The sequence below is a fragment of the Kitasatospora sp. NPDC004723 genome, assembly GCF_040609255.1.
Classification (GTDB): Bacteria; Actinomycetota; Actinomycetes; order Streptomycetales; family Streptomycetaceae; genus Kitasatospora.
This window is the reverse complement of record NZ_JBEXJT010000044.1, coordinates 43201-64915: the sequence shown is the minus strand read 5'-3', so window position 1 is coordinate 64915 and position 21715 is coordinate 43201. Positions and strand designations below refer to the sequence as shown.

Annotated in this window: 18 protein-coding genes; 13 read left to right on the top strand and 5 right to left on the bottom strand. The window is 71.9% G+C overall.

Features of this window, described 5'->3' with window-relative positions; all coding sequences use genetic code 11:
- Positions 1-86: 86 nt before the first annotated feature.
- The 3 genes from ABZW10_RS30740 to clpX all read left to right on the top strand — a co-directional run bounded on the left by ABZW10_RS30740 (position 87) and on the right by clpX (position 3006).
- Entirely contained in the window at positions 87-692 is a 606-nt protein-coding gene (locus tag ABZW10_RS30740; protein ID WP_107084257.1) for an ATP-dependent Clp protease proteolytic subunit, read from the top strand.
- A gap of 57 nt (positions 693-749) precedes the next feature.
- Complete coding sequence (locus ABZW10_RS30735) at positions 750-1412, top strand: ATP-dependent Clp protease proteolytic subunit (RefSeq protein ID WP_344344462.1); 663 nt, start codon at positions 750-752, stop codon at positions 1410-1412.
- Between the two features lie 304 nt (positions 1413-1716).
- Positions 1717-3006, top strand: coding sequence for an ATP-dependent Clp protease ATP-binding subunit ClpX (gene clpX / locus ABZW10_RS30730; RefSeq protein WP_030309676.1), 1290 nt, complete (start codon positions 1717-1719; stop codon positions 3004-3006).
- A gap of 84 nt (positions 3007-3090) precedes the next feature.
- Here the strand turns inward: clpX and ABZW10_RS30725 are convergent, their stop codons facing one another.
- Complete coding sequence (locus ABZW10_RS30725; protein ID WP_355372327.1) at positions 3091-3918, bottom strand: hypothetical protein; 828 nt, start codon at positions 3916-3918, stop codon at positions 3091-3093.
- Positions 3919-4116: 198 nt separating this feature from the next.
- Between ABZW10_RS30725 and ABZW10_RS30720 the strand changes: the two genes are divergently transcribed.
- Both ABZW10_RS30720 and ABZW10_RS30715 read left to right on the top strand, forming a co-directional pair.
- Positions 4117-6756 (top strand): valine--tRNA ligase, encoded by a 2640-nt coding sequence (locus ABZW10_RS30720; protein ID WP_355372324.1) that lies wholly within the window; start codon positions 4117-4119, stop codon positions 6754-6756.
- 255 nt (positions 6757-7011) lie between these two features.
- Positions 7012-7545: a hypothetical protein gene (locus tag ABZW10_RS30715; RefSeq protein WP_355372321.1), complete on the top strand. Its 534-nt coding sequence runs from the start codon at positions 7012-7014 to the stop codon at positions 7543-7545.
- A gap of 34 nt (positions 7546-7579) precedes the next feature.
- On the opposite strand, the gene ABZW10_RS30710 is transcribed toward ABZW10_RS30715, so the two are convergent.
- The 3 genes from ABZW10_RS30710 to ABZW10_RS30700 form a co-directional block, all read right to left on the bottom strand.
- Positions 7580-9109 carry a glycosyl hydrolase family 18 protein gene (locus tag ABZW10_RS30710; RefSeq protein WP_355372319.1) on the bottom strand — a complete coding sequence of 510 codons (1530 nt, stop codon included), beginning with the start codon at positions 9107-9109 and terminating at the stop codon, positions 7580-7582.
- 177 nt (positions 9110-9286) lie between these two features.
- Positions 9287-10471: a UDP-N-acetylglucosamine 2-epimerase (non-hydrolyzing) gene (wecB, locus tag ABZW10_RS30705; RefSeq protein ID WP_355372316.1), complete on the bottom strand. Its 1185-nt coding sequence runs from the start codon at positions 10469-10471 to the stop codon at positions 9287-9289.
- A gap of 54 nt (positions 10472-10525) precedes the next feature.
- Positions 10526-11959 (bottom strand): glycosyltransferase family 2 protein, encoded by a 1434-nt coding sequence (locus ABZW10_RS30700; protein ID WP_355372313.1) that lies wholly within the window; start codon positions 11957-11959, stop codon positions 10526-10528.
- A 174-nt stretch (positions 11960-12133) separates the two neighbouring features.
- Here ABZW10_RS30700 and ABZW10_RS30695 point away from each other — a divergent pair, with 174 nt between their 5' ends.
- The 8 genes from ABZW10_RS30695 to rodA all read left to right on the top strand — a co-directional run bounded on the left by ABZW10_RS30695 (position 12134) and on the right by rodA (position 20994).
- A complete protein-coding gene (locus ABZW10_RS30695) occupies positions 12134-13525 on the top strand; it encodes a folylpolyglutamate synthase/dihydrofolate synthase family protein (protein ID WP_355372311.1) in 1392 nt (463 codons plus the stop codon).
- A gap of 2 nt (positions 13526-13527) precedes the next feature.
- Positions 13528-13866, top strand: a complete 339-nt coding sequence (locus ABZW10_RS30690) for a DUF4233 domain-containing protein (protein ID WP_355372308.1) — start codon at positions 13528-13530, stop codon at positions 13864-13866.
- A gap of 132 nt (positions 13867-13998) precedes the next feature.
- A complete protein-coding gene (ndk, locus tag ABZW10_RS30685) occupies positions 13999-14412 on the top strand; it encodes a nucleoside-diphosphate kinase (protein ID WP_355372305.1) in 414 nt (137 codons plus the stop codon).
- Positions 14413-14732: 320 nt separating this feature from the next.
- On the top strand, positions 14733-15758 hold the full coding sequence (locus tag ABZW10_RS30680) for a rod shape-determining protein (protein WP_355372351.1): 1026 nt from the start codon (positions 14733-14735) through the stop codon (positions 15756-15758).
- Between the two features lie 91 nt (positions 15759-15849).
- Positions 15850-16824, top strand: a complete 975-nt coding sequence (mreC, locus tag ABZW10_RS30675) for a rod shape-determining protein MreC (RefSeq protein ID WP_355372304.1) — start codon at positions 15850-15852, stop codon at positions 16822-16824.
- Between the two features lie 3 nt (positions 16825-16827).
- The gene (mreD, locus tag ABZW10_RS30670; protein WP_355372301.1) at positions 16828-17466 is read left to right on the top strand and encodes a rod shape-determining protein MreD; all 639 of its coding nucleotides are present in this window, start codon (positions 16828-16830) and stop codon (positions 17464-17466) included.
- 64 nt (positions 17467-17530) lie between these two features.
- A complete protein-coding gene (gene mrdA / locus ABZW10_RS30665) occupies positions 17531-19798 on the top strand; it encodes a penicillin-binding protein 2 (protein WP_355372297.1) in 2268 nt (755 codons plus the stop codon).
- Positions 19795-20994, top strand: coding sequence for a rod shape-determining protein RodA (gene rodA / locus ABZW10_RS30660; RefSeq protein ID WP_355372294.1), 1200 nt, complete (start codon positions 19795-19797; stop codon positions 20992-20994). Before mrdA ends, rodA begins: the two co-directional genes overlap by 4 nt.
- 66 nt (positions 20995-21060) lie before the next feature.
- Here the strand turns inward: rodA and ABZW10_RS30655 are convergent, their stop codons facing one another.
- Positions 21061-21714, bottom strand: coding sequence for a nitroreductase family protein (locus tag ABZW10_RS30655; protein WP_355372291.1), 654 nt, complete (start codon positions 21712-21714; stop codon positions 21061-21063).
- Position 21715 lies beyond the last annotated feature (1 nt).

The window sequence follows — 21715 nt, the reverse complement described above, 5'->3', positions numbered from 1 at the left end:
GACATCGTGACGGCCGTGGAGCGACCGTCCAAATCGACTGAGCAGGTGGCTAAGTGACGTACCCGCAGATGCAGATGCCCGGCCCGATGGCGCCGCACGCCGCCGCTGGTGACGTGCTGGGCGGCCTCGGCGACCAGGTCTACAACCGGCTGCTCAACGAGCGGATCATCTTCCTCGGCCAGCAGGTCGACGACGACATCGCGAACAAGATCACCGCCCAGCTGCTGCTGCTGGCCGCGGACCCGGACAAGGACATCTTCCTCTACATCAACTCCCCGGGCGGCTCGATCTCGGCCGGCATGGCGATCTACGACACCATGCAGTACATCAAGAACGACGTCGTCACGATCGCGATGGGCATGGCGGCCTCGATGGGCCAGTTCCTGCTGACCGCCGGTGCCAAGGGCAAGCGCTTCTCGCTCCCGAACGCCAACATCCTCATGCACCAGCCCTCCGCCGGCCTCGGCGGCTCGGCCACCGACATCCGCATCCAGGCCGAGCAGCTGCTGCGCACCAAGAAGCGGATGTCCGAGCTGATCGCGTTCCACAGCGGCCAGTCCTTCGAGCAGATCACCCAGGACTCCGACCGCGACCGCTGGTTCACGCCGGAGGAGGCCCTGGACTACGGCCTGATCGACGCGATCATGCACAGCGCCGCGGACGTCCCCGGCGGCGGCGGCACCGGCGCCTGAGCCCCGGCCCGGGCCCACGAGACCACAGCCACAACGCTCCGGAGGACCAGAACACCCATGAACATCCCCAGCCTGTCGGCCGCCAAGGCCCGCGTCGAGGACATGCGGGCCGAGGGCCGCTACATCGTCCCGCGCTTCGTCGAGCGCACCTCGCAGGGCATCCGTGAGTACGACCCGTACGCCAAGCTGTTCGAGGAGCGCATCATCTTCCTCGGCTCGCAGGTGGACGACGTCTCCGCGAACGACATCATGGCGCAGCTGCTGTGCCTGGAGTCGATGGACCCGGACCGCGAGATCCAGATGTACATCAACTCGCCCGGCGGCTCGTTCACGGCCCTGACGGCCATCTACGACACCATGCAGTACGTCAAGCCGGACATCACCACCGTCTGCATGGGCCAGGCGGCCTCGGCGGCGGCCGTGCTGCTGGCGGCCGGCACCCCCGGCAAGCGGATGGCGCTGCCGAACGCCCGCATCCTGATCCACCAGCCGTACACCGAGACCGGCCGCGGCCAGGTCTCCGACCTGGAGATCCAGGCCAAGGAGATCTTCCGGATGCGCGAGCAGCTGGAGGAGATGCTGTCCAAGCACTCCAACAAGTCGGTCGAGCAGGTCCGCGACGACATCGAGCGCGACAAGATCCTCACGGCCGAGGAGGCCGTCGAGTACGGTCTGGTCGACCTGGTGATCTCGACCCGCAAGGCCTCGCTGACCTCCTGAGGCCGGCACTCCCTCCCGGCCCGTCCTCGCGGGCGGGAGGGGGCCGGGGGCGGGGGGCGCCGCGCGGGGGGGGGGGCCCCCCCCCCCCCCCCCCCCCCCCGCCCCCGGCGCACCGGCGGCTGCTCCGACGGCATCTGTTCGGTATCAATTCGCCCAGGGCGTAGGGCAGACCCGGCGAAGAGGGCGGAATCGGCGGCTCGGCAGAGTACCGTCGGATAGCGAGACCGATCGCCGTCGGCGTCGACGGTCCACAGCACCAGGCCCCGGAACTTCCGCGGGGCCCCTGGCGAAGGGGAAGCACCTCGTGGCACGCATCGGAGACGGTGGCGACCTGCTCAAGTGCTCGTTCTGCGGCAAGTCGCAGAAGCAGGTGAAGAAGCTGATCGCCGGCCCAGGCGTGTACATCTGCGACGAGTGCATCGACCTGTGCAACGAGATCATCGAGGAGGAGCTCGCCGAGACCTCCGAGGTGCGCTTCGAGGAGCTCCCGAAGCCCCGCGAGATCTACGAGTTCCTGGACCAGTACGTGGTCGGCCAGGACCTCGCCAAGAAGGCCCTGTCGGTGGCCGTCTACAACCACTACAAGCGGGTCCAGGCCGGTGAGGCCGGCCGCAGCGGCGGCAACGGCCGCGAGGACGCCATCGAGCTGGCGAAGTCCAACATCCTGCTGCTCGGCCCGACCGGCTCCGGCAAGACGCTGCTGGCGCAGACCCTGGCCCGGATGCTGAACGTGCCGTTCGCGATCGCCGACGCCACCGCGCTCACCGAGGCCGGCTACGTCGGCGAGGACGTCGAGAACATCCTGCTCAAGCTGATCCAGGCGGCCGACTACGACGTCAAGAAGGCCGAGACCGGGATCATCTACATCGACGAGATCGACAAGGTCGCGCGCAAGAGCGAGAACCCGTCGATCACCCGCGATGTCTCCGGCGAGGGCGTGCAGCAGGCGCTGCTGAAGATCCTGGAGGGCACCACCGCCTCGGTGCCGCCGCAGGGCGGGCGCAAGCACCCGCACCAGGAGTTCATCCAGATCGACACCACCAACGTGCTGTTCATCGTGGGCGGCGCCTTCGCCGGCCTGGAGCGGATCATCGAGGGCCGGGCGGGTGCCAAGGGCATCGGCTTCGGCGCGAACATCCGTTCCAAGCGGGAGCTGGACGCCAGCGACCACTTCCGTCAGGTGATGCCGGAGGACCTGGTCAAGTTCGGCATGATCCCGGAGTTCATCGGCCGCCTCCCGGTGATCACCAGCGTGCACAACCTGGACCGCGAGGCGCTGCTGCAGATCCTCACCGAGCCGAAGAACGCGCTGGTCAAGCAGTACCGCAAGCTCTTCGAACTGGACGGCGTGGAGCTGGAGTTCTCCCGGGACGCGCTGGAGGCGATCGCCGACCAGGCGATCCTGCGCGGCACCGGCGCGCGCGGCTTGCGGGCCATCATGGAGGAGGTGCTGATGTCCGTGATGTACGAGGTGCCCTCGCGCCAGGACGTCGCCCGCGTGGTGGTGACCGGGGACGTCGTCTCCAAGCACGCCATCCCGACCCTGGTGCCGCGCGACATGATCAAGCGGGAGCGGCGCGAGAAGAGCGCCTGACGCCCGACGGGTCCCGCCCGGAAACGACGAGGGCCCCGGTACCGCCTCCACGGGCGGTGCCGGGGCCCTCGGGCGTGTGCGGGCCTACTTCGGGACCTCGGCGGCGGCGCGCAGGGCGCGGGTGTCCGCGGCGAGCTTGTCGAGGTCGGGGCGGCCGCCCTCCTCCGACGGCGGGGCCATCGCCAGGACCAGGCTGCTGGAGTCGGCCCAGGCGCAGACGCCCAGGTCGGTGCCGTCCTGGGAGGCCACGCCGCAGTCCATGCTGCCGCCCTTGGGGCCCGGGTCGACGGCGTGCCGGTCGCTGACCGTGGTGCCGTCCGACTGGAGCCCCTTGAACATGGCGTTGAGCTCGGTCTTCGGGGCGAGCACCTTGCCGTAGGCGCCGAGCACCACGAGCTTGGGGTCCTCGGCGGAGTCCTGGTAGACGGCGCTGACGCCGGTCGGGTTCCAGGAGCCGTCGCCCTTGCCGAGCTCGGTGGTGATGCCCTCCTCCATCTGCCGGGCGACCGCGTTGTTCTCGTCCTTGGTGAGGCCGTTGAAGCCGGCCGGCAGGACGATCTTCTGGGTCCCGGCGTTGGAGGTGACGTCGAAGACGAAGTACGCGACCGCGCCGCCGATGAGGGCCAGCACGAGCACGAAGACGCCGACGAGGATGCCGAGGGTGCGCCGGGAGCGGCGCGGCGGAGCCGGCGCGGGGAACGCGCCGTACGGGGCGTAGCCGGGTGGCAGCGGCTGGCCCGGCGCACCGGGCGGGCCGGGCGGGCCGGGCTGCGGCGGGACGGCGCCGTAGGGCGGCGGGGTCTGCGGCGGCGCGGGCGGGCCGGGGTAGGGCTGCCCGCCGTAGGGCTGCCCGCCGTACGGGGGCTGGCCGCCGGGCGGCGGCGGGGCGCCGTAGGGGTTCTGCTCGGTCACGGAGGCCCTTCCTGGGACGGTGGTGCCGGGCTTGTACGAAGGCTCGGACGAATGTCCGGCACGTTATCGCACCGGTCCGTCACCCGGTCGGGGAATACCCCCCGGGGGCGGTGCCGGTCCGCTCCGGTGCCGGGCTCCGGTGTCCGGGGGGTGAAAGCCGTTCGTGACCCGGTTCCCGGGTTACGTAAACTGTCCGTCGTGACCGACACCACGAACCAGCGCCCCGTGAGCACGCACGCCGGGGACGACGCAGCCACCCTCCCGACGACCTTCGCCCCGGCGGAGGTAGAGGGCGAGCTGTACGAGCGCTGGGTAGAGCGCGGTTACTTCACCGCCGACGCCAAGAGCGACAAGCCCCCGTACACCATCGTCATCCCGCCGCCGAACGTCACCGGTGCGCTGCACCTGGGCCACGCCTTCCAGCACACGCTGATGGACGCGCTGACCCGCCGCAAGCGCATGCAGGGCTTCGAGGCGCTCTGGCTGCCCGGCATGGACCACGCCGGCATCGCCACCCAGAACAAGGTCGAGCAGCAGCTCGCCGAGTCCGGCCTGTCCCGCCACGACCTGGGCCGCGAGGCCTTCGTCGAGAAGGTCTGGGAGTGGAAGGCGAACTACGGCGGCAAGATCCTGGGTCAGATGCGCCGCCTCGGCGACGGCGTCGACTGGTCGCGCGAGCGCTTCACCATGGACGAGGGCCTGTCGCAGGCCGTCCAGACGATCTTCAAGCGGCTCTTCGACGACGGCCTGATCTACCGCGCCGAGCGCATCATCAACTGGTGTCCGCGCTGCCTCACCGCGCTGTCCGACATCGAGGTGGAGCACGAGGACGTCCCCGGCGAGCTGGTCTCGATCCGCTACGGGGACGGCGAGGACTCGATCGTCGTCGCCACCACCCGGGCCGAGACGATGCTGGGCGACACCGCGGTGGCCGTCCACCCGGAGGACGAGCGCTACCGGCACCTGGTCGGCCGGACCATCAAGCTGCCGCTGACCGACCGCGAGATCCCGGTCGTCGCGGACGAGCACGTCGACCCGGAGTTCGGCACCGGCGCCGTCAAGGTGACCCCGGCGCACGACCCCAACGACTTCGCCATCGGCCAGCGCCACGACCTGCCGAACCTGAGCGTCATGGACGAGCGCGGCGCGATCACCGTGCACGGCCCGTTCCTGGGCCTGGACCGGCTGGAGGCCCGCTCGGCCGTCGTCGGCGCGCTGCGCGAGCAGGGCCGGATCGTCGCCGAGAAGCGCCCGTACATGCACGCCGTCGGCCACTGCTCGCGCTGCCACACGGTGGTCGAGCCGCGGCTGTCGCTGCAGTGGTGGGTCAAGGTCGAGCCGCTGGCCAAGGCGGCCGGCGACGCGGTCCGCGACGGCAAGGTGGAGATCCACCCGAAGGAGCTGGAGCGCCGCTACTTCGACTGGGTCGACAACATGTACGACTGGTGCATCTCGCGCCAGCTGTGGTGGGGCCACCGGATCCCGGTCTGGTACGGCCCGGACGGCGAGGTCGTCTGCGTCGGACCGGACGAGCAGCCGCCGACGGGCGAGGGCTGGCACCAGGACCCGGACGTCCTGGACACCTGGTTCTCCTCCGGCCTGTGGCCGTTCTCCACGCTGGGCTGGCCGGAGAAGACCCCGGACCTGGAGAAGTTCTACCCGACCGACGTCCTGGTCACCGGCCACGACATCATCTTCTTCTGGGTCGCCCGGATGATGATGTTCGGCCTGTACGCGATGGACGGCCAGGTGCCGTTCAAGACGGTCGCCCTGACCGGCCTGGTCCGTGACGAGTTCGGCAAGAAGATGTCGAAGTCCTCCGGCACCGCCGTCGACCCGCTGGACTGGATGGACGCCTACGGCGCCGACGCCGTCCGCTTCACCCTGGCCCGCGGCGCCAACCCGGGCGCCGACGTGCCGATCGGCGAGGACTGGGTCAAGGGCGCGCGGAACTTCTGCAACAAGATCTGGAACGCCACCCGGTTCGCGCTGATGAACGGCGCGACCGTGGACGGCCCGCTGCCCGGCCCGGAGCAGCTGACCGCGGTGGACCGCTGGATCCTGTCGCGGCTGAACGCGACCGTGGCCGAGGTCGACGCGCTGTACGAGGACTACGAGTTCGCCAAGGCCTCGGACGCCCTCTACCACTTCGCGTGGGACGAGGTGTTCGACTGGTACGTCGAGCTTTCCAAGACCACCCTGGCCAAGGGCGGCGCGCCGGCCGAGGCCTCCCGCCGGGTGCTGGGCGAGGTCCTGGACGTCACCCTGCGCCTGCTCCACCCGGTCGTGCCGTTCGTCACCGAGGCGCTCTGGACGACGCTGACCGGTGCCGAGTCGGTGGTCGTCGCCGACTGGCCGAAGGACGCCGGCTTCCGGGACGCCGAGGCCGAGGCCGAGGTCGCCACGCTGCAGCAGGTGGTCACCGAGGTCCGCCGGTTCCGCTCGGACCAGGGCCTGCAGCCGGCCCAGAAGGTCCCGGCGCGCCTGGAGCTGGCGGGCACCGTGCTCGCCGTCCACGAGGACGCGATCCGCTCGCTGCTGCGGCTGACCGTGCCCGAGGAGGGCTTCGCGGCCACCGCCTCGCTGCCGGTCGCCGGCGCGACCGTGGCGCTGGACCTGTCCGGCACCATCGACGTCGCGGCGGAGCGCAAGCGCCTCGCCAAGGACCTCGCGGCGGCCGAGAAGGAGAAGACGCAGTGCGGCGCCAAGCTCGGCAACGAGGCCTTCCTGGCCAAGGCGCCGGACGACGTGGTCGCCAAGATCCGGACCCGTCAGGAGGCCGCCGAGGCCGACATCGCCCGGATCACCGCCCAGCTCGCGGCGCTGCCGCAGGGCTGACGCGCCGACGGTTCCCCGGAGCCGCATCCCGCCGACGCGGGGTGCGGCTCCGCCGTTTTTCCTGAAGGTCGGAAAATCGTGCGGCCCAATAGCCCAATCCGTTGCTCCCTTCCGGCGAATATTCATCCCGGACCGGGTGAGGACCTATTCCGCCCGAATTCATTCCGGTCTTGCCCGCGCGCGCTCGCGGAAGTTTCCAGGTCGACTGTGTACGGTGTGCTTCGAGTTTCGGACGGCGAGGAGCGACGGGAGGGCATGGGCGTGATGGTGACCGAGGAGCTGGCCGACGAACTGCCTGCCGAGGTGGTCGAGGAGGCCAAGGGGCGGGCGGCGACGCTGCTACTCGCCTTCCGGCACGGCAACCAGCTCGCGTTCGACCACGCGTTGGACCGGCTGTTCGAGGAGCACGTCGAGCGCGAGGTGACCACGCTGCTCACCTGGATCGCCGCCGAGGCGGTCCGCAAGGCCTACGCCCCCGAGGTCGGCGACCGGGTGCTGCGGGCGATGGCCCGGCGCGCCCCGTGCGACACCGGCGCCGTCCACGTCGACGAGGAGGGCGTGGACGCGGCCCGGCTGATCGAGGCGGTCGCGGCCGGCGAGGTGGCCGAGGTCCGCGGCCTGGTCGCCACCACCCCCGACACCACCTTCCTGCTCGGCGGTCTGCTGCAGGGCGTGGCGATGATGCTGCCGCTGCTGCCGGAGGGCGAGCTCGCGGAGATCACCGCCGAGCTGCGCCGCCGGCACGGCGGCGCGCCGGCGGCCGTGCCGGAGGCCCGGGGGGGGGTCTGACCCCCGCCCGGGCCCACGGCCCCGCGTTCGCCGGTTACGGCATCGCGTGCAGGTGGGAGCCGACGGTGGAGGCGATGCCGCCGCCCGCCTTGGCGTCCCAGTTGGTCGACCAGGTCATCGCCCCGCCGATCCCGGGCCACTTGGTGTCGGGCTTGAAGCTGCCGCAGTTGGTGCCGGCGGCCAGGCAGTCCAGCGCGTTGTTGACCACGCTCGGGCTGACGTAGCCGCCGCCGGCCGCACTGGTGGAGGCTGGGACACCGAGGCCCACCTGGTCGGGCCGCAGCCCGCCCTTGAGCTGGATGCAGGCCAGCCCGGTGAGGAAGTTGACGGTGCCCTGGGAGTAGACCTGGCCGTCGCAGCCCAGCATGGCGCCGGAGTTGTAGTACTGCATGTTGACGATGGTGAGGATGTCCTTCACGTTCAGCGCCAGCTTGAAGTACTCCATGCCGGTGGACTGCATGTCGATGGTCTGCGGCGCCATGGTGAGCGTGAAGCCGGAGCCCGCCCTGGCCGCCAGGGTGTGCAGCGCCTGGCCCATGTAGGTGGAGTTGATGCCGTTCTCCAGGTCGATGTCGACGCCGTCGAAGCCGTAGGTCTGCATCAGGGACCAGGCGCTGTTGGCGAAGGTGGTGGCCGCGGAGGCGCTGCTGACCGAGACGGAGCCCTTCTCGCCGCCGACCGAGAGGATCACCTTCTTGCCGGCCGCCTTCTTGGCCGCGATGTCGGCCTTGAACTGGGCGTCGGTGTAGCCGCCGAGCCGGGAGGAGAGCGTCGGGTCCAGGGTGAAGCTCAGGCCCCCGGGCGTGGAGGTGGCGTCGGCGAAGGAGACCGCGATGATGTCGTACGCGGCCGGGACGTCGCTGATCCGCTGCACGGTCGCGCCGTTGTCGAAGTTCTGCCAGTAGCCGGTCAGCAGGTGCTTGGACGGCGGCCGGGGCGTGGTGGCGGTGGGGGAGGGCGTGGTGGTGTCGGTGGGCGACGGGCTGCCGGGGTCGGTCGGGGTCGGCGTGGTCGCGGTCGGGGAGGGCTTGGGGTCACCCGGGCCGAGCAGCGAGACGTCGTCGGCCAGGAAGGCCGGCTGCCCGTACCAGCCGTGCAGGTAGACGGTGACGCTGGTGGTGCTCGCCCCGGTGGTGAAGGTGGTGCTGAGCTTGGACCAGGCGCTGCCGCCGGGCGTCCAGGTGCTCGGGTCGGTGCCGCCGGTGCCGCGGGCGCCGAGGTAGACGTACGAGCCCTGGACCCAGCTGCTCAGGGTGTAGGTCGAGGACGGCTTGACGGCGACCGTCTGGGTGCATTCGCCGGTGTCGCCGCCGGCCGGGGTGGAGCGCAGCGCGCCGGTGCCGGAGTGGACCGTGCCGGTCTCCGGCGTGCCGGCCGTACAGGTCCAGCCATTGAGGCGGTTGGCGTCCTCGAAGCCGCCGTTGGTGATCAGTTCGACGTCGGTGGCGGCGTGGGCGCCGGTGCCGCCGGCGAGGACCAGACCGCTCAGGCCGATCGCGACGGCACTGGCGCCGGCGAGCATCGAGTGGACGGCGCGCGGGCGCCGCTGTCGTGCAGGTGGCATGACTCCATCTCCTGTGGGGGAGGCCGGCGGCTCCCGTGGGGGAGAGCCGTCCGGGTGTCGATGGGTACGCGTGCGGGAGCTACCGACAACTCAAGTCCCTGTCGGGATAGGAGACTTGCCCTCACAAGGTGGAGTAGACCAATTCTGCTGTCAAGAGGGCCCCTGTCCGGGGGCCGTTCAGGCGGCGGTCGGCAGCGCGCCGGCGGGCGTCCCGACCTGCCCGGCGGTCAGGTCGGCGGTCAGGCCGGCGATCCGGGCGGAGGCCAGGCCGTCGCCGTAGGGGCTCGGGGTGGCCGCGAGCCGGGCGAGCCGCTCGGGGGTGTCGGCCAGCCAGGTCCGGGCGTGCTCGCCGAGCCCGGCGCCGGGCGTCACCAGCGCGGCGAAGCCGGCCTCGACGGCTTCGGGCCGCTCGGTGGAGCGGCGCACCACCAGCAGCGGACGGCCGAGCACGGTGCACTCCTCCTGCACCCCGCCGGAGTCGGAGACCAGCAGTGCGGCGTGCCGGGCCAGGCCCAGGAAGTCGGCGTAGCCGACCGGCCCGGTCACCGCGAGCCGCTCCAGCAGGCCCTCCAGGCCGAACCGCTCGACGGCGGCCCGGGTGCGCGGGTGCATCGGGAACAGCACCGGGGTGCCGGCCCGGGCGATCCGGTCGAGTTCGGCGAGGACGGCGCCGAGCGCCTCGGCGGTGTCGGTGTTCTCCGGCCGGTGCACGGTGGCCAGCACGTAGCCGTCCGCGGTGAGGCCGTGCCGGGCGAGCAGCGCGGCCCGGGCGGCGGCGTCCGGCAGCGAGCCGCGGACCACCTCGACGACGGTGTTGCCGGTGAGCGCGATCCGCTCCTCGGCGAGGGACTCGGCGCGCAGGTTGGCGGCGTTGTCGGGAGTGGCGGCGCACAGCAGGTCGGCGACGTGGTCGACCATCACCCGGTTGTGCTCCTCGGGCATCGCCCGGTCGAAGCTGCGCAGTCCCGCCTCGACGTGCACCAGCGGGATGTCCCGGGCGTTGGCGGCGAGCGCGCCGGCCAGGGTGGCGTTGGTGTCGCCCTGGACGACGACGGCGGCCGGGCGGTGCTCGGCGAAGGAGGCGTCGAGCTGGCCGAGCGACTGGGCGATCTGGCCGGCCCGGGGGCGGCCTCCGACGCCGGTGAGCAGTTCGGGGCTGGGCAGGCCGAGGTCGCGCAGGAAGCGGCCGGACATCGCCTCGTCCCAGTGCTGGCCGGTGTGGACCAGGCGGGTGGCCGGGCCGAGCTCGTGGATCAGCGGGGCGAGCTTGACCAGTTCGGGGCGGGTGCCGAGGACGACGGCGACGCTGCCGGGGGCGAGCGGGCGGCGGGCGGCGGGCTTCGGGGTCGGGCACGCGGTCATGGCGGAACGGCTCTCCGGGGGTCGGGGCGGTCGGGAAGCGAAAAGGACGGGGGCTCAGGACTCGAGCGCGGTGGGGGCGCCGAGGGCGACCTTCTCGGCGTTGCGCCGGGTCTTGGCCCAGCCGTTGCGGCCGAGCAGCAGGCGTACGGCGGCCCGGGTGGCGACCACGAACAGGTGGTAGGCGTAGAGCCAGACCAGGACGCCCCAGAGCAGGCCGGTGAGCCGGCGGCGGTCGGGGTGGACGAGCCGGCGGTAGGCCGGGCCCCAGAAGACCATCGGCAGGGTGGCGAGCACGAAGGCGAGCACCATCCACGGGCCGTACCGCAGCTGGAAGTCGGCGGTCTCCCCGGGGAAGAGCGCCAGCCCCGCCCCGGTGATGGCCAGCGAGAGCGGGGTGAGGACGACCAGCAGGACGCAGACCACCGGCTGGAGGAAGGTGTAGAGCACCTCGGCCTTGCCGGCGGGCCGGTAGTGCCGCGAGCGCAGCACCCGGCCGGTGTAGCGCAGGCACTGCATGTTGCCCTGGGCCCAGCGGGTGCGCTGGGTGAGGAAGCGCCGCCAGGAGACCAGGGCCTCCTGGGAGACGCCGGCCTCGGTGACATGGGTGAGCCGCCAGCCGGCCAGGCGCAGGTCGAGGCCGGACTCGTAGTCCTCCAGCAGGGCACGCTCGGGCCAGGGGCGGCCGGCGCGGCCCTCCTCGGCGGTCAGCGAGTCCAGGGCGGTGAGCCGGACGAACTGGCCGTTGCCGCCGAGGCCGACGCTGCCGGTGCGGCGGCGCAGCAGTTGCATGCCGGCGTTGTTGGCCTGGAACTCGACGTCCTGCATCCGCACCAGGGCGCGGGCCAGCGCGTTGGCGGTCCGGCCGCGGCCGGGCAGCGGCCGCTCGTCGTCGGCGTTGCGCATCCGCACGCCGATCTGCACGGCGCCGGTGTCGGGGCGGCCCATCGCGCGGTCGTTGCAGACCTGTTCGAGGGTGCCGGGGTCGAGCCGCCCGTCGGCGTCGACCACGCCGAGGACCACCCGGGAGCGGTCGGTGCCGGGCGGCAGCCAGGCGGAGATCTCCCGGTAGGCGGCGTTCAGCGCGGCGCCCTTGCCGATCCGGGCGTGCGGGCGGCGGCGCTGCACCAGGTGGACGCGCGGGTCGCGTTCGGCGGCGGCGAGCACCAGGGCGCGGGTGCCGTCGTCGCTGTCGTCGTCGATCACCCACAGGTGGGCGGCGGGGGCGACGGTCCGCAGACCGGCGAGGGTCCGGGTGATCACCGCCTCCTCGTCCCGGCAGGGGATCATCAGGTGCCACCGGAAGGCGGCGGGGTCGCCGGGCTCGGCCGGGCTGCTGTGCCGGAAGGCGTGGCGGGAGCCGGCCCAGTAGACGAGGAAGCGGCCGAAGACCAGGACCATGTAGCAGAGCAGGGCCAGCGAGATCAGCCCGCCGAGCTGGAGGAACCCCTCGCGGCGCATCTCGACGAACTGGCGCAGGGCGTCGGGCATGGCGAGCTGCTCCTCGTGATCGAAGGTGTTTTGTCTCCTTGGGATGCGAATCAATGCTTCATTGCGGTCTGATGTCGCTAAATCGATAGTAGGCATGGGAAATCGCCCAACTCGGGCAAAGTGGCGGTTCTCACCCCGTGAGGAGCGCCGGTCCCCGCTCCGTAGACTGTGGTCGTGAGCGACAAGGCCGACCCGAACCCGTACACCCTCCGCCCCGCCGACGGCGGTACCGGCGACGCCCTGCGCGACGTCGAGGTGGAACTCTCCGAGCGCTGGCCGGAGAACAAGCTGGAGCCCTCGCTCGACCGGATCGAGGCCCTGATGGACATCCTGGGCCAGCCCCAGCGGTCCTTCCCCTCCATCCACGTCACCGGTACCAACGGCAAGACCTCCACCGCCCGGATGATCGAGCAGCTGCTCGGCGCCTTCGAGCTGCGCACCGGCCGCTACACCAGCCCGCACGTGGAGAGCGTCACCGAGCGGATCACCCTGGACGGCGCCCCGATCACCCCCGAGCGGTTCGTCGAGGTCTACCGCGACATCGAGCCCTACGTGCGGATGGTCGACGAGCGCGAGCCGGTCGCCATGTCCTTCTTCGAGGTGCTCACCGGCATGGCCTACGCGGCCTTCGCCGACGCGCCGGTGGACGTCGCCGTGGTCGAGGTCGGCATGGGCGGTTCCTGGGACGCCACCAACGTCATCGACGCGACCGTCGCGGTGATCACCCCGATCGGCCTCGACCACACCGACAAGCTGGGGGAGACCACCGGCGAGATCGCCGTCGAGAAGTCCGGGATCATCAAGCCCGGCTCCGTCGCCGTCGTCGCCCAGCAGCAGCTCGACGCCGCCCAGACCATCCTGCGGCGCGCCGTGGAGGTCGACGCCACGGTCGCCCGCGAGGGCATGGAGTTCGGCGTCATCCGCCGCGAACTCGCGGTCGGCGGCCAGCTGGTGACCCTGCGCGGGCTCGGCGGCGAGGAGTACGAGGACGTCTTCCTGCCGCTGCACGGCGAGTACCAGGCGCACAACGCGGCCCTCGCCCTGGCCGCCGTCGAGGCGTTCTTCGGCGTCGGCGGCGCCCGCGGCGGCAAGCTCGACACCGACAAGGTCCGCCAGGCGTTCTCCGGCGTCAGCTCCCCGGGCCGCCTGGAGGTCGTCCGGCGCAGCCCCACCATCGTCCTGGACGCCGCCCACAACCCGCACGGCGCCCGCGCCACCGTCGCCGCGCTCACCGAGTCCTTCGGCTTCACCCGCCTGGTCGGCGTCATCGGCACCAGCGGCGACAAGGACGTGGCCGGCCTCCTGGAGGCCTTCGAGCCGCTGCTCGCCGAGGTCGTCGTCACCCGCAACTCCACCCACCGCGCGATGGACGTGGACGAGCTGGCCGCGCTCGCGGTCGAGATCTTCGGCGAGGACCGCGTCCAGGTCGAGCCCCGGCTCGACGACGCCATCGCCGCCGCCGTCACCCTGGCCGAGGAGGAGGGCGACCTCGGCGGCGCCGGGGTGCTGGTCACCGGTTCGGTCATCACGGTGGGCGAGGCCCGCCTGCTGCTCGGGAGGAAGTGACGATGAGGACGCTCTGCTCCTCGACGCTGATCGGCGAGGCCCTCGTGGTGCTGTTCGCGGCGCTGGTCGCGATGCAGCTCTCCGACGTCTCCACCGGGGCGCTGTGGACCGTCAGCGGCATCGCCATGGCGCTCTGCCTGCTGCTCTGCGGCATGATCAACCGCCCCGGCGCGGTCGCCGTCGGCTGGGCCCTGCAGCTCGCGCTGATCGCCAGCGGCTTCGTCGTGCCGACCATGTTCGGGCTCGGCGTGGTCTTCGCCGGACTGTGGTGGTGCTCGGTGCACTACGGCCGCAAGATCGACGAGATCAAGGCCGCCCGGGCCGCCGCCGCGGCCGTCTGAGGCGGCCCCGGACCGGGTCCGGCGCGTTCGCTCACGCAAGGTAACCTCTGCGGTAGTCGCACGGCGCACGCGGATCGGCGCGTGCGTGCCGAACCGCGTACGTGCCGAACCCCTTCCTCCAGGAGACGCCCCGTGTCCCAGCGCACTCTCGTCCTGCTCAAGCCCGACGCCGTCAAGCGCGGCCTGGCCGGCGAGATCATCAGCCGCATCGAGCGCAAGGCCGGCTGGCGGCTCGCCGCCGTCGAGCTGCGCACCTTCGACCGGGCGACGCTGGAGCACCACTACGCGGAGCACGCCGGCCGCCCGTTCTACGAGCCGCTGCTGGAGTTCATGACCTCCGGCCCGTCCATCGCCCTGATCGTCGAGGGCGAGGAGGTCGTCCCCGGCATCCGCATGCTGGCCGGCGCCACCAACCCGCTGGAGGCCGGGGCCGGCACCATCCGCGGCGACTACGCGACGATCACCCGCGAGAACCTCATCCACGCCTCCGACTCGGTCGAGTCCGCCGAGCGCGAGATCAAGATCTTCTTCCCCGCCCACGCCTGACCCGACCGGGCGCGGCGATCATTCGGGACCTTCGGAAGGCCCCGGTCGGGACTATTGGCCCGGCCGGGGCATTCTTATCGGGAAATAGGGAACCAGGCCCTCCGACACGGCGTCCCAATGCCCGGAGAAGCGATCACGCCCCGGACAATGGACGGTATGCCCCACGTCGACGTCAGTGCCGACCGGCGTGACTACGATGGACGCGACTCAAGGGCCCGGTAAGGCAGCTCAGCTGGTCGCCGCCCACGCGTGGGCGCGCACACCGTCCACCCCACAAGACTCCGAGCCCGGGAAAGGCACCCCACCCCATGGCGAGCAACCTGTCGTTCATCGGCCGCGACTTGGCGATCGACCTCGGAACTGCCAACACGCTGGTGTACGTCAGGGGCAAGGGCATCGTCCTCAACGAGCCGTCGGTGGTCGCGGTCAACACCAACACCGGGGGCATCCTCGCCGTCGGCTCCGAGGCCAAGAAGATGATCGGCCGCACCCCCGGCAACATCGTCGCCATCCGCCCGCTCAAGGACGGCGTCATCGCCGACTTCGAGATCACCGAGCGGATGCTGCGCTACTTCATCCTCAAGGTGCACCGCCGCCGCTTCCTCGCCCGCCCCCGGGTCGTCGTCTGCGTCCCCTCCGGCATCACCGGCGTCGAGCGCCGCGCCGTCATCGAGGCCTCCCTGCAGGCCGGCTGCCGCCAGGTGCACATCATCGAGGAGCCGATGGCCGCAGCCATCGGCGCCGGGCTGCCCGTCCACGAGCCCACCGGCAACATGGTCGTCGACATCGGCGGCGGCACCACCGAGGTCGCCGTCATCTCGCTCGGCGGCATCGTCACCGCGCAGTCCATCCGGGTCGCCGGCGACGAGCTGGACAACGCCATCGTCCAGCACATCAAGAAGGAGTACTCGCTGCTCCTCGGCGAGCGCAGCGCCGAACAGATCAAGATGAGCATCGGCTCCGCCTTCGGCCTGGAGGGCGAGAAGGACGAGCACGCCGAGATCCGCGGCCGCGACCTGGTCAGCGGCCTGCCCAAGACCGTCGTCATCTCCGCCGCCGAGGTCCGCGAGGCCATCGACGAGCCGGTCAACTCGATCATCGACGCGGTCAAGACCACCCTCGACCAGTGCCCGCCCGAGCTGGCCGGCGACGTCATGGACCGGGGCATCGTGCTCACCGGCGGCGGCGCCCTGCTCCGCGGCATGGACGAGCGGCTGCGCCGGGAGACCGGCATGCCGATCCACATCGCGGAGAACCCGCTGGACTCCGTCGCACTCGGCTCCGGCAAGTGCGTCGAGGAGTTCGAGGCGCTCCAGCAGGTACTCGACGCCGCGCCGCGCCGCTAGCAGAACCGACACCACAGCCGAACTGACGGGCCCCGCCCGGGTCCACAGCCCGGTCCGGCGGCCAGGGGTACGAAGGGGCAGTACCAGCACCGTGAGGGACACACGAGAGAGCCGGCTGCTGCTGATCCTGCTGGTGGCCGTCGCCTTCGCACTGATCACCGTCGACATCAAGGGCGGTGAGAGCTCCCCGCTCGGCGGCGCCCGGCGCGCGGCGGCCGCCGTCCTCGGCCCGGTCGAACGCGGCGCCGCCACCGCCGTCGACCCGGTCGCCGACACCGTCCGGGCCTTCCGCGACGCCGCCTCGCACAGCGGCCGCACCGACCAGCTCGCCCGCGAGAACACCGACCTGCGGCAGAAGCTCGCCTCCTCCGACATGGCCGGCGGGCGCACCAAGCAGCTCGACGACCTGCTGCGCACCGCGGGCGCCGGCGGATACACCGTCAAGGCCGCCCAGACCATCGCGATCGGCCCGGCCCAGGGCTTCTCCTGGACCATCACCATCGACGCCGGCAGCGACGACGGCCTCACCCGCGACATGACCGTCATCAACGGCCAGGGCCTGGTCGGCCGGATCACCACCGTCGCCCCGACCACCTCCACCGTGCTGCTCGCCTCCGACCCCGGCTTCACCGCTGGCACCCGGCTGGAGGGCAGCGGCGAGATCGGCTTCGCCGCCGGCGGCGGCACCAGCGCCATGAAGGTCTCGCTGCTCAACGGCAAGGCCCAGGTCAAGGAGGGCGACCGGCTGGTCACCTTCGGCTCGCAGAGCGGCCGCCCGTTCGTGCCCGGCGTCCCGGTCGGCAAGGTCGTCCAGGTCGAGGCCAACCCCGGACAGCTCACCAAGACCGTCCTGGTCGAGCCCTTCGTCCAGTTCACCCGGCTCGACCTGGTCGGCGTGGTCGTCGTCCCGCCGCGCACCGACCCGCGCGACGCGGTCCTGCCGCCCGCCCCCGCGCCGGCCGCCCAGGGCCAGGCCGCCCCGGCGGCGCCCGCCGGCCCGGCCGTGCCCGTCGTGCCCGCCGCCCCGGCCGCCCTCCCGCCCGCCAAGCCCACTGGGGGGAACTGAGCCATGCGCCTCGCCCGCATCCCCGTCTCCGCCGTCCTGATCCTGCTCGGCCTGCTGCTCCAGGTCAGCGTCCTCGGCCGGCTGCAACTGCCCGGGGCCACCCCCGACGTGCTGCTGCTCGTCGTGGTCGGCCTCGCCCTCGTCTACGGGCCGACCGGCGGCTGCCTGGTCGGCTTCGCGGCCGGCCTGCTCGCCGACCTCGCCCCGCCCTCCGACCACGCCATCGGCCGCTACGCGCTGGTGCTGTGCCTGATGGGCTACGCCGCCGGGCTGCTGCGCCCCGAGCACGGCCGCCAGCGCTCGGTGCTCAGCGCGCTGCTGGTGGTGGGCGGCGCCGCGATCGCCTCCACCCTGCTGTACGCGATGGTCGGCGCGCTGGTCGGCGACACCGCCGCCCGGCACGTCGGGCTCGGCCAGCTGGTGGTCACCGCGCTGATCTACGACCTGCTGCTCGCCCCCTTCGTGGTGCCCGCCGTGATGCTGATCGCCCGCCGGTTCGGCAAGGACCCGCTGGCCGTCGCCGACGACGACGAGGGCGGCCCCGGCCTCGGCAGCCTGGCCCGCTACCGCACCACCCGCGACACCACGGGCGGCGCGTCCTTCAAGAAGAAGCGCCTGCTGGGCGCGGGAAAGCGCCCGTAGCCACGGCGCCGCCCCGGCCCGACCAGCCCGCCCGCCCCCGTTCTGTTTTTGGAGCGCACGAGACGTGAGCAACATCCCCGAGACCGGCCGTACCCGGCGGGTGACGATCCGTCTGGTGGTGCTGCAGATCCTGGTGCTCTCGCTGCTCGCCACCCTCGGCGGACGGCTGTGGTACCTGCAGATCCGCAACGCCGACGTCTACACCGCCAAGGCGACCGGCAACCACATCCGCGAGGTCGTCGAACCGGCCGTGCGCGGCGAGATCCTGGACGCCTCCGGGCGGATCCTCGCCGGCAACGAGACGAAGCTGGTCGTCTCGGTCAGCCGCACCTCGCTGCTCCAGCAGAAGGACGCCGGCAAGGCGGTGCTGACCCGGCTCGCCGAGGTGCTCGGGATGCCCGCCAAGGACGTCCAGGAGAAGGTCCGGCTCTGCGACGCCAAGACCCCGCAGCCCTGCTGGAACGGCTCGCCCTACCAGCCGATCCCGGTCACCAAGGAGGCGACCACCCAGCAGGCGATGCAGATAATGGAGCGCCGGGAGGACTTCCCCGGGGTCACCGCCCAGCCCACCGCCGTGCGCCACTACACCGGCGCCGAGGGCGCCAACCTCGCCCAGGTGCTCGGCTACCTCTCGCCGGTCACCGACGAGGAGGTGTCGAAGACCGCCGACCAGGCCGGCCTGGACCGCTACCTGCCGGCCGACCAGATCGGCCGCGCCGGGCTGGAGTCCGTCTACGACCGCGACCTGCGCGGCACCGCCGGCATCACCAAGCTGGAGGTGGACAACCTCGGCCGGGTGATCGGCACCGCCGACCAGGCCGCCCCGCAGACCGGCAACAACCTGGTGACCAGCATCGACGCCCGGGTGCAGAAGGTCGTCGAGGACAACCTGGCGCAGGCCATGGCCGACGCCCGCAAGACCTTCGACAAGGTCACCAACCGCAACTACGAGGCCGACTCCGGCGCCGCCGTCGTGATGGACGTGCACACCGGGCGGATCGTCGCGATGGCCAGCGCCCCCACCTACGACCCCAACCTGTGGCAGGGCGGCATCAGCGGCAAGGACTACCAGGCGCTGACCAGCAAGGAGTCCAACTTCCCGCTGCTCAACCGGGCCATACAGGGTCAGTCGGCCCCCGGCTCGACGTTCAAGGTCATCTCCACCACCGCCGCGGTCCAGGCCGGCTACTCGCTCGACGGCCGCTACGACTGCCCGAAGAGCCTGACCATCGGCGGGCGCGAGTTCAAGAACTTCGAGAGCGAGAACTTCGGTCCGATCTCCCTGGAGCGGGCCCTGGAGGTCTCCTGCGACACCGTCTTCTACGGCCTGGCGTACGACCAGTGGATGAAGGACGGCGGCATCAAGCCGAAGAAGGACCCGGGCGACTGGTTCTTCAAGACCGCCCACGAGTTCGGCCTCGGCGCCAAGACCGGCATCGACCTGCCGAGCGAGGTCACCGGCCGGGTGCCGGACCGGCAGTGGAAGCAGTCCTTCTACGACAACAACAAGGACGCCTGGTGCAAGCAGGCGGAGAAGGGCGGCAACAGCTTCTCCGACCAGATCGCCCGGGAGAACTGCGTCGACGGCTACCAGATGCGCGCGGGTGACGCCGTCAACTTCGCGATCGGCCAGGGCGACACCCTGGTCACCCCGATCCAGATGGCCCGGATCTACGCGGCGCTCGCCAACGGCGGCACCTTCTACCGGCCGACGGTCGCCAAGGCCGTGGTAAGCCCGAGCGGGGAGCTCGTCCGCGAGATCGCCCCGCACGAGGACGGCCGGCTGCCCGGTGACCAGAAGCTGCTCGGCTACATCGACCAGGCCACCGCGGGCGTCATCACCAACGGCACCGCCGCCTGGAAGTTCACCGGCGCGGGCTGGCCGCAGGGCAAGATCGAGCTGCACGCCAAGACCGGCACCGCCGAGGTCGAGGGCAAGCAGACCACCTCCTGGCTGACCACCTACAGCCGCGACTACGCGGTCGTGATGACGATAAGCCAGGGCGGCACCGGCTCCGGCGGCTCCGGCGACGCGATCCGGCGGATCTACCAGTCGCTGTACGGCGTCGACGACAAGGGCAACATCGACCAGGGCAAGGCGCTGCTGCCCACGCCGCAGGCCGAGCTGCCGAAGTTCAACCCGGACGGCACCGCGATCGTCAAGCCCGCCTCGTTCGGCGCGGACGGCGCCGCGCCCGGCGACCCCGGGGTGAGCGGCGACTCGCCGCGGGTCTTCCTGGACCCGGCGCAGTCCGGCGGCACCGCCCCGGTGCTCGTCGCGGCCGAGGCCGCCGTCGAACCCACCCGCTCCACCGGAAGGGGCCGGGCATGACCTCCTACGGCTCGTACCGCCAGCTGCGGTTCGCCCCGCGGCGCGGCGGGGTGCCCAAGTCGCTGGCCAAGGACTCCCCGCTGTGGCGGATCGACTGGATACTGCTGCTGGCCGCGGTGGTCCTCTCGCTGGGCAGCTCGCTGCTGGTCTGGTCGGCGACCCGGGGGCGCGACTCGCTGACCCACGGCGACCCGCAGTACTTCCTGTTCCGGCACCTGACCAACGTCCTGATCGGGGCGGTGCTGTGCGCGGTGGTGATAGCGATAGGGAGCCGGCGGTTCCGCACGCTCGTGCCGTTCCTGTACGCCGGCGTGATCCTGCTGCTGCTGGCCACGCTCAGCCCGCTCGGCTCGACCATCAACGGCCAGCACTCCTGGATCCAGCTGGGCGGCGGCTTCTCGGTGCAGCCGGCCGAGTTCGCCAAGCTGGCGATCGTGCTGTCGATGGCGATCGTGATGTCCGACCAGGTGGACGCGGGGGAGCGGGAGTTCCCGGCCGACAAGGCGGTGTTCCGCGCGCTGGTCTGGGCGACGCTGCCGATGGCCATAGTGATGCTGATGCCGGACGCCGGCTCGGTGATGGTGATGGCCGTCATCGTGCTGGGCATCCTGCTGGCCTCCGGCGCGGCCAACCGCTGGGTGCTCGGGCTGATGCTGGCCGGTGTCGGCGGATGTGTGGCGATCTGGAAGCTCGGGGTGCTGAGCAAGTACCAGATCGACCGCTTCGCCGCCTTCGCCAACCCGGCGCTCGACCCGTCCGGCGTCGGCTACAACACCGCGCAGGCCCGGATCGCGATCGGCTCCGGCGGGTTGTGGGGCAAGGGCCTGTTCCACGGGACGCAGACCACCGGGCAGTTCGTGCCGGAGCAGCAGACCGACTTCGTGTTCACGGTGGCCGGCGAGGAGCTGGGCTTCCTCGGTGCGATGGCGATCATCGTGCTGCTCGGCGTGGTGCTGTGGCGGGCCTGCCGGATCGCCCGGCACGCCACCGACCTGTACGGCACCATCGTGGCGGCCGGGGTGGTCGCCTGGTTCGCCTTCCAGGGCTTCGAGAACATAGGGATGTGCCTGGGCATCATGCCGGTGGCCGGCATCCCGCTGCCGTTCGTCTCCTACGGAGGCTCGTCGATGTTCTCGACCTGGGTGGCGATCGGGTTGCTGCAGGCGGTGCAGAGCCAGCGGCCGATAGCGGCCTGAGAAGGCCGGTGCGGCGGGGCCGGTCCGGGGTGTTCCCCCGGGCCGGCCCTTTCTGTCGTCCGGGGGCTACCAGGTGTCCCAGTGGGTGATCCGGGCGGTGTCCACCCGCGGGCCGGGGCGGAAGTCGGTGCCCAGGGTGTGGGCGAGCGGGACCAGCGCGGTCTGGGCGACCGTCTCGTAGGGGATGCCGAGCAGCTCGGCGGCCTCGCGCTCGTAGTGCAGGTGCGGGGTGGTCCAGGCGGTGCCGAGGCCGCGGGAGCGGGCGGCGAGCATGAACTGCCAGACGGCCGGGAGGATCGATCCCCAGGCGTTGGCCTGGCCGATGTGGCCGGCCAGTTCGTGCCGGCCCTCGATCCGGACGCACGGCACCACCAGGACCGGGACCTCGTGCAGGTGGTCGAAGAGGTGCTGGGCGCTGACCGCCAGCCGCAGCCGGCGGGCGGCGTCCTCGGTGGTGCGGTCCAGGCCGGTGCGGGCGACGCGGTCGCGGGGGTGGGTCAGGCCAAGCCGGTAGAGGCCGGCCAGGGCGGCCCGCCGGGCCGGGTCGGTGACCACCACGAAGTCCCAGCGCTGGCGGTTGCGGCCGGTGGGGGCCTGGGTGGCGAGGGCCAGGCACTCCTCGACCAGGGCCCGGTCGACCGGGCGGGTGAGGTCGAGGCGGCGGCGCACGGCCCGGGTGGTGGTGAGGAGCTGGTCGGTGGTCAGATCGAGCTGTGGCACG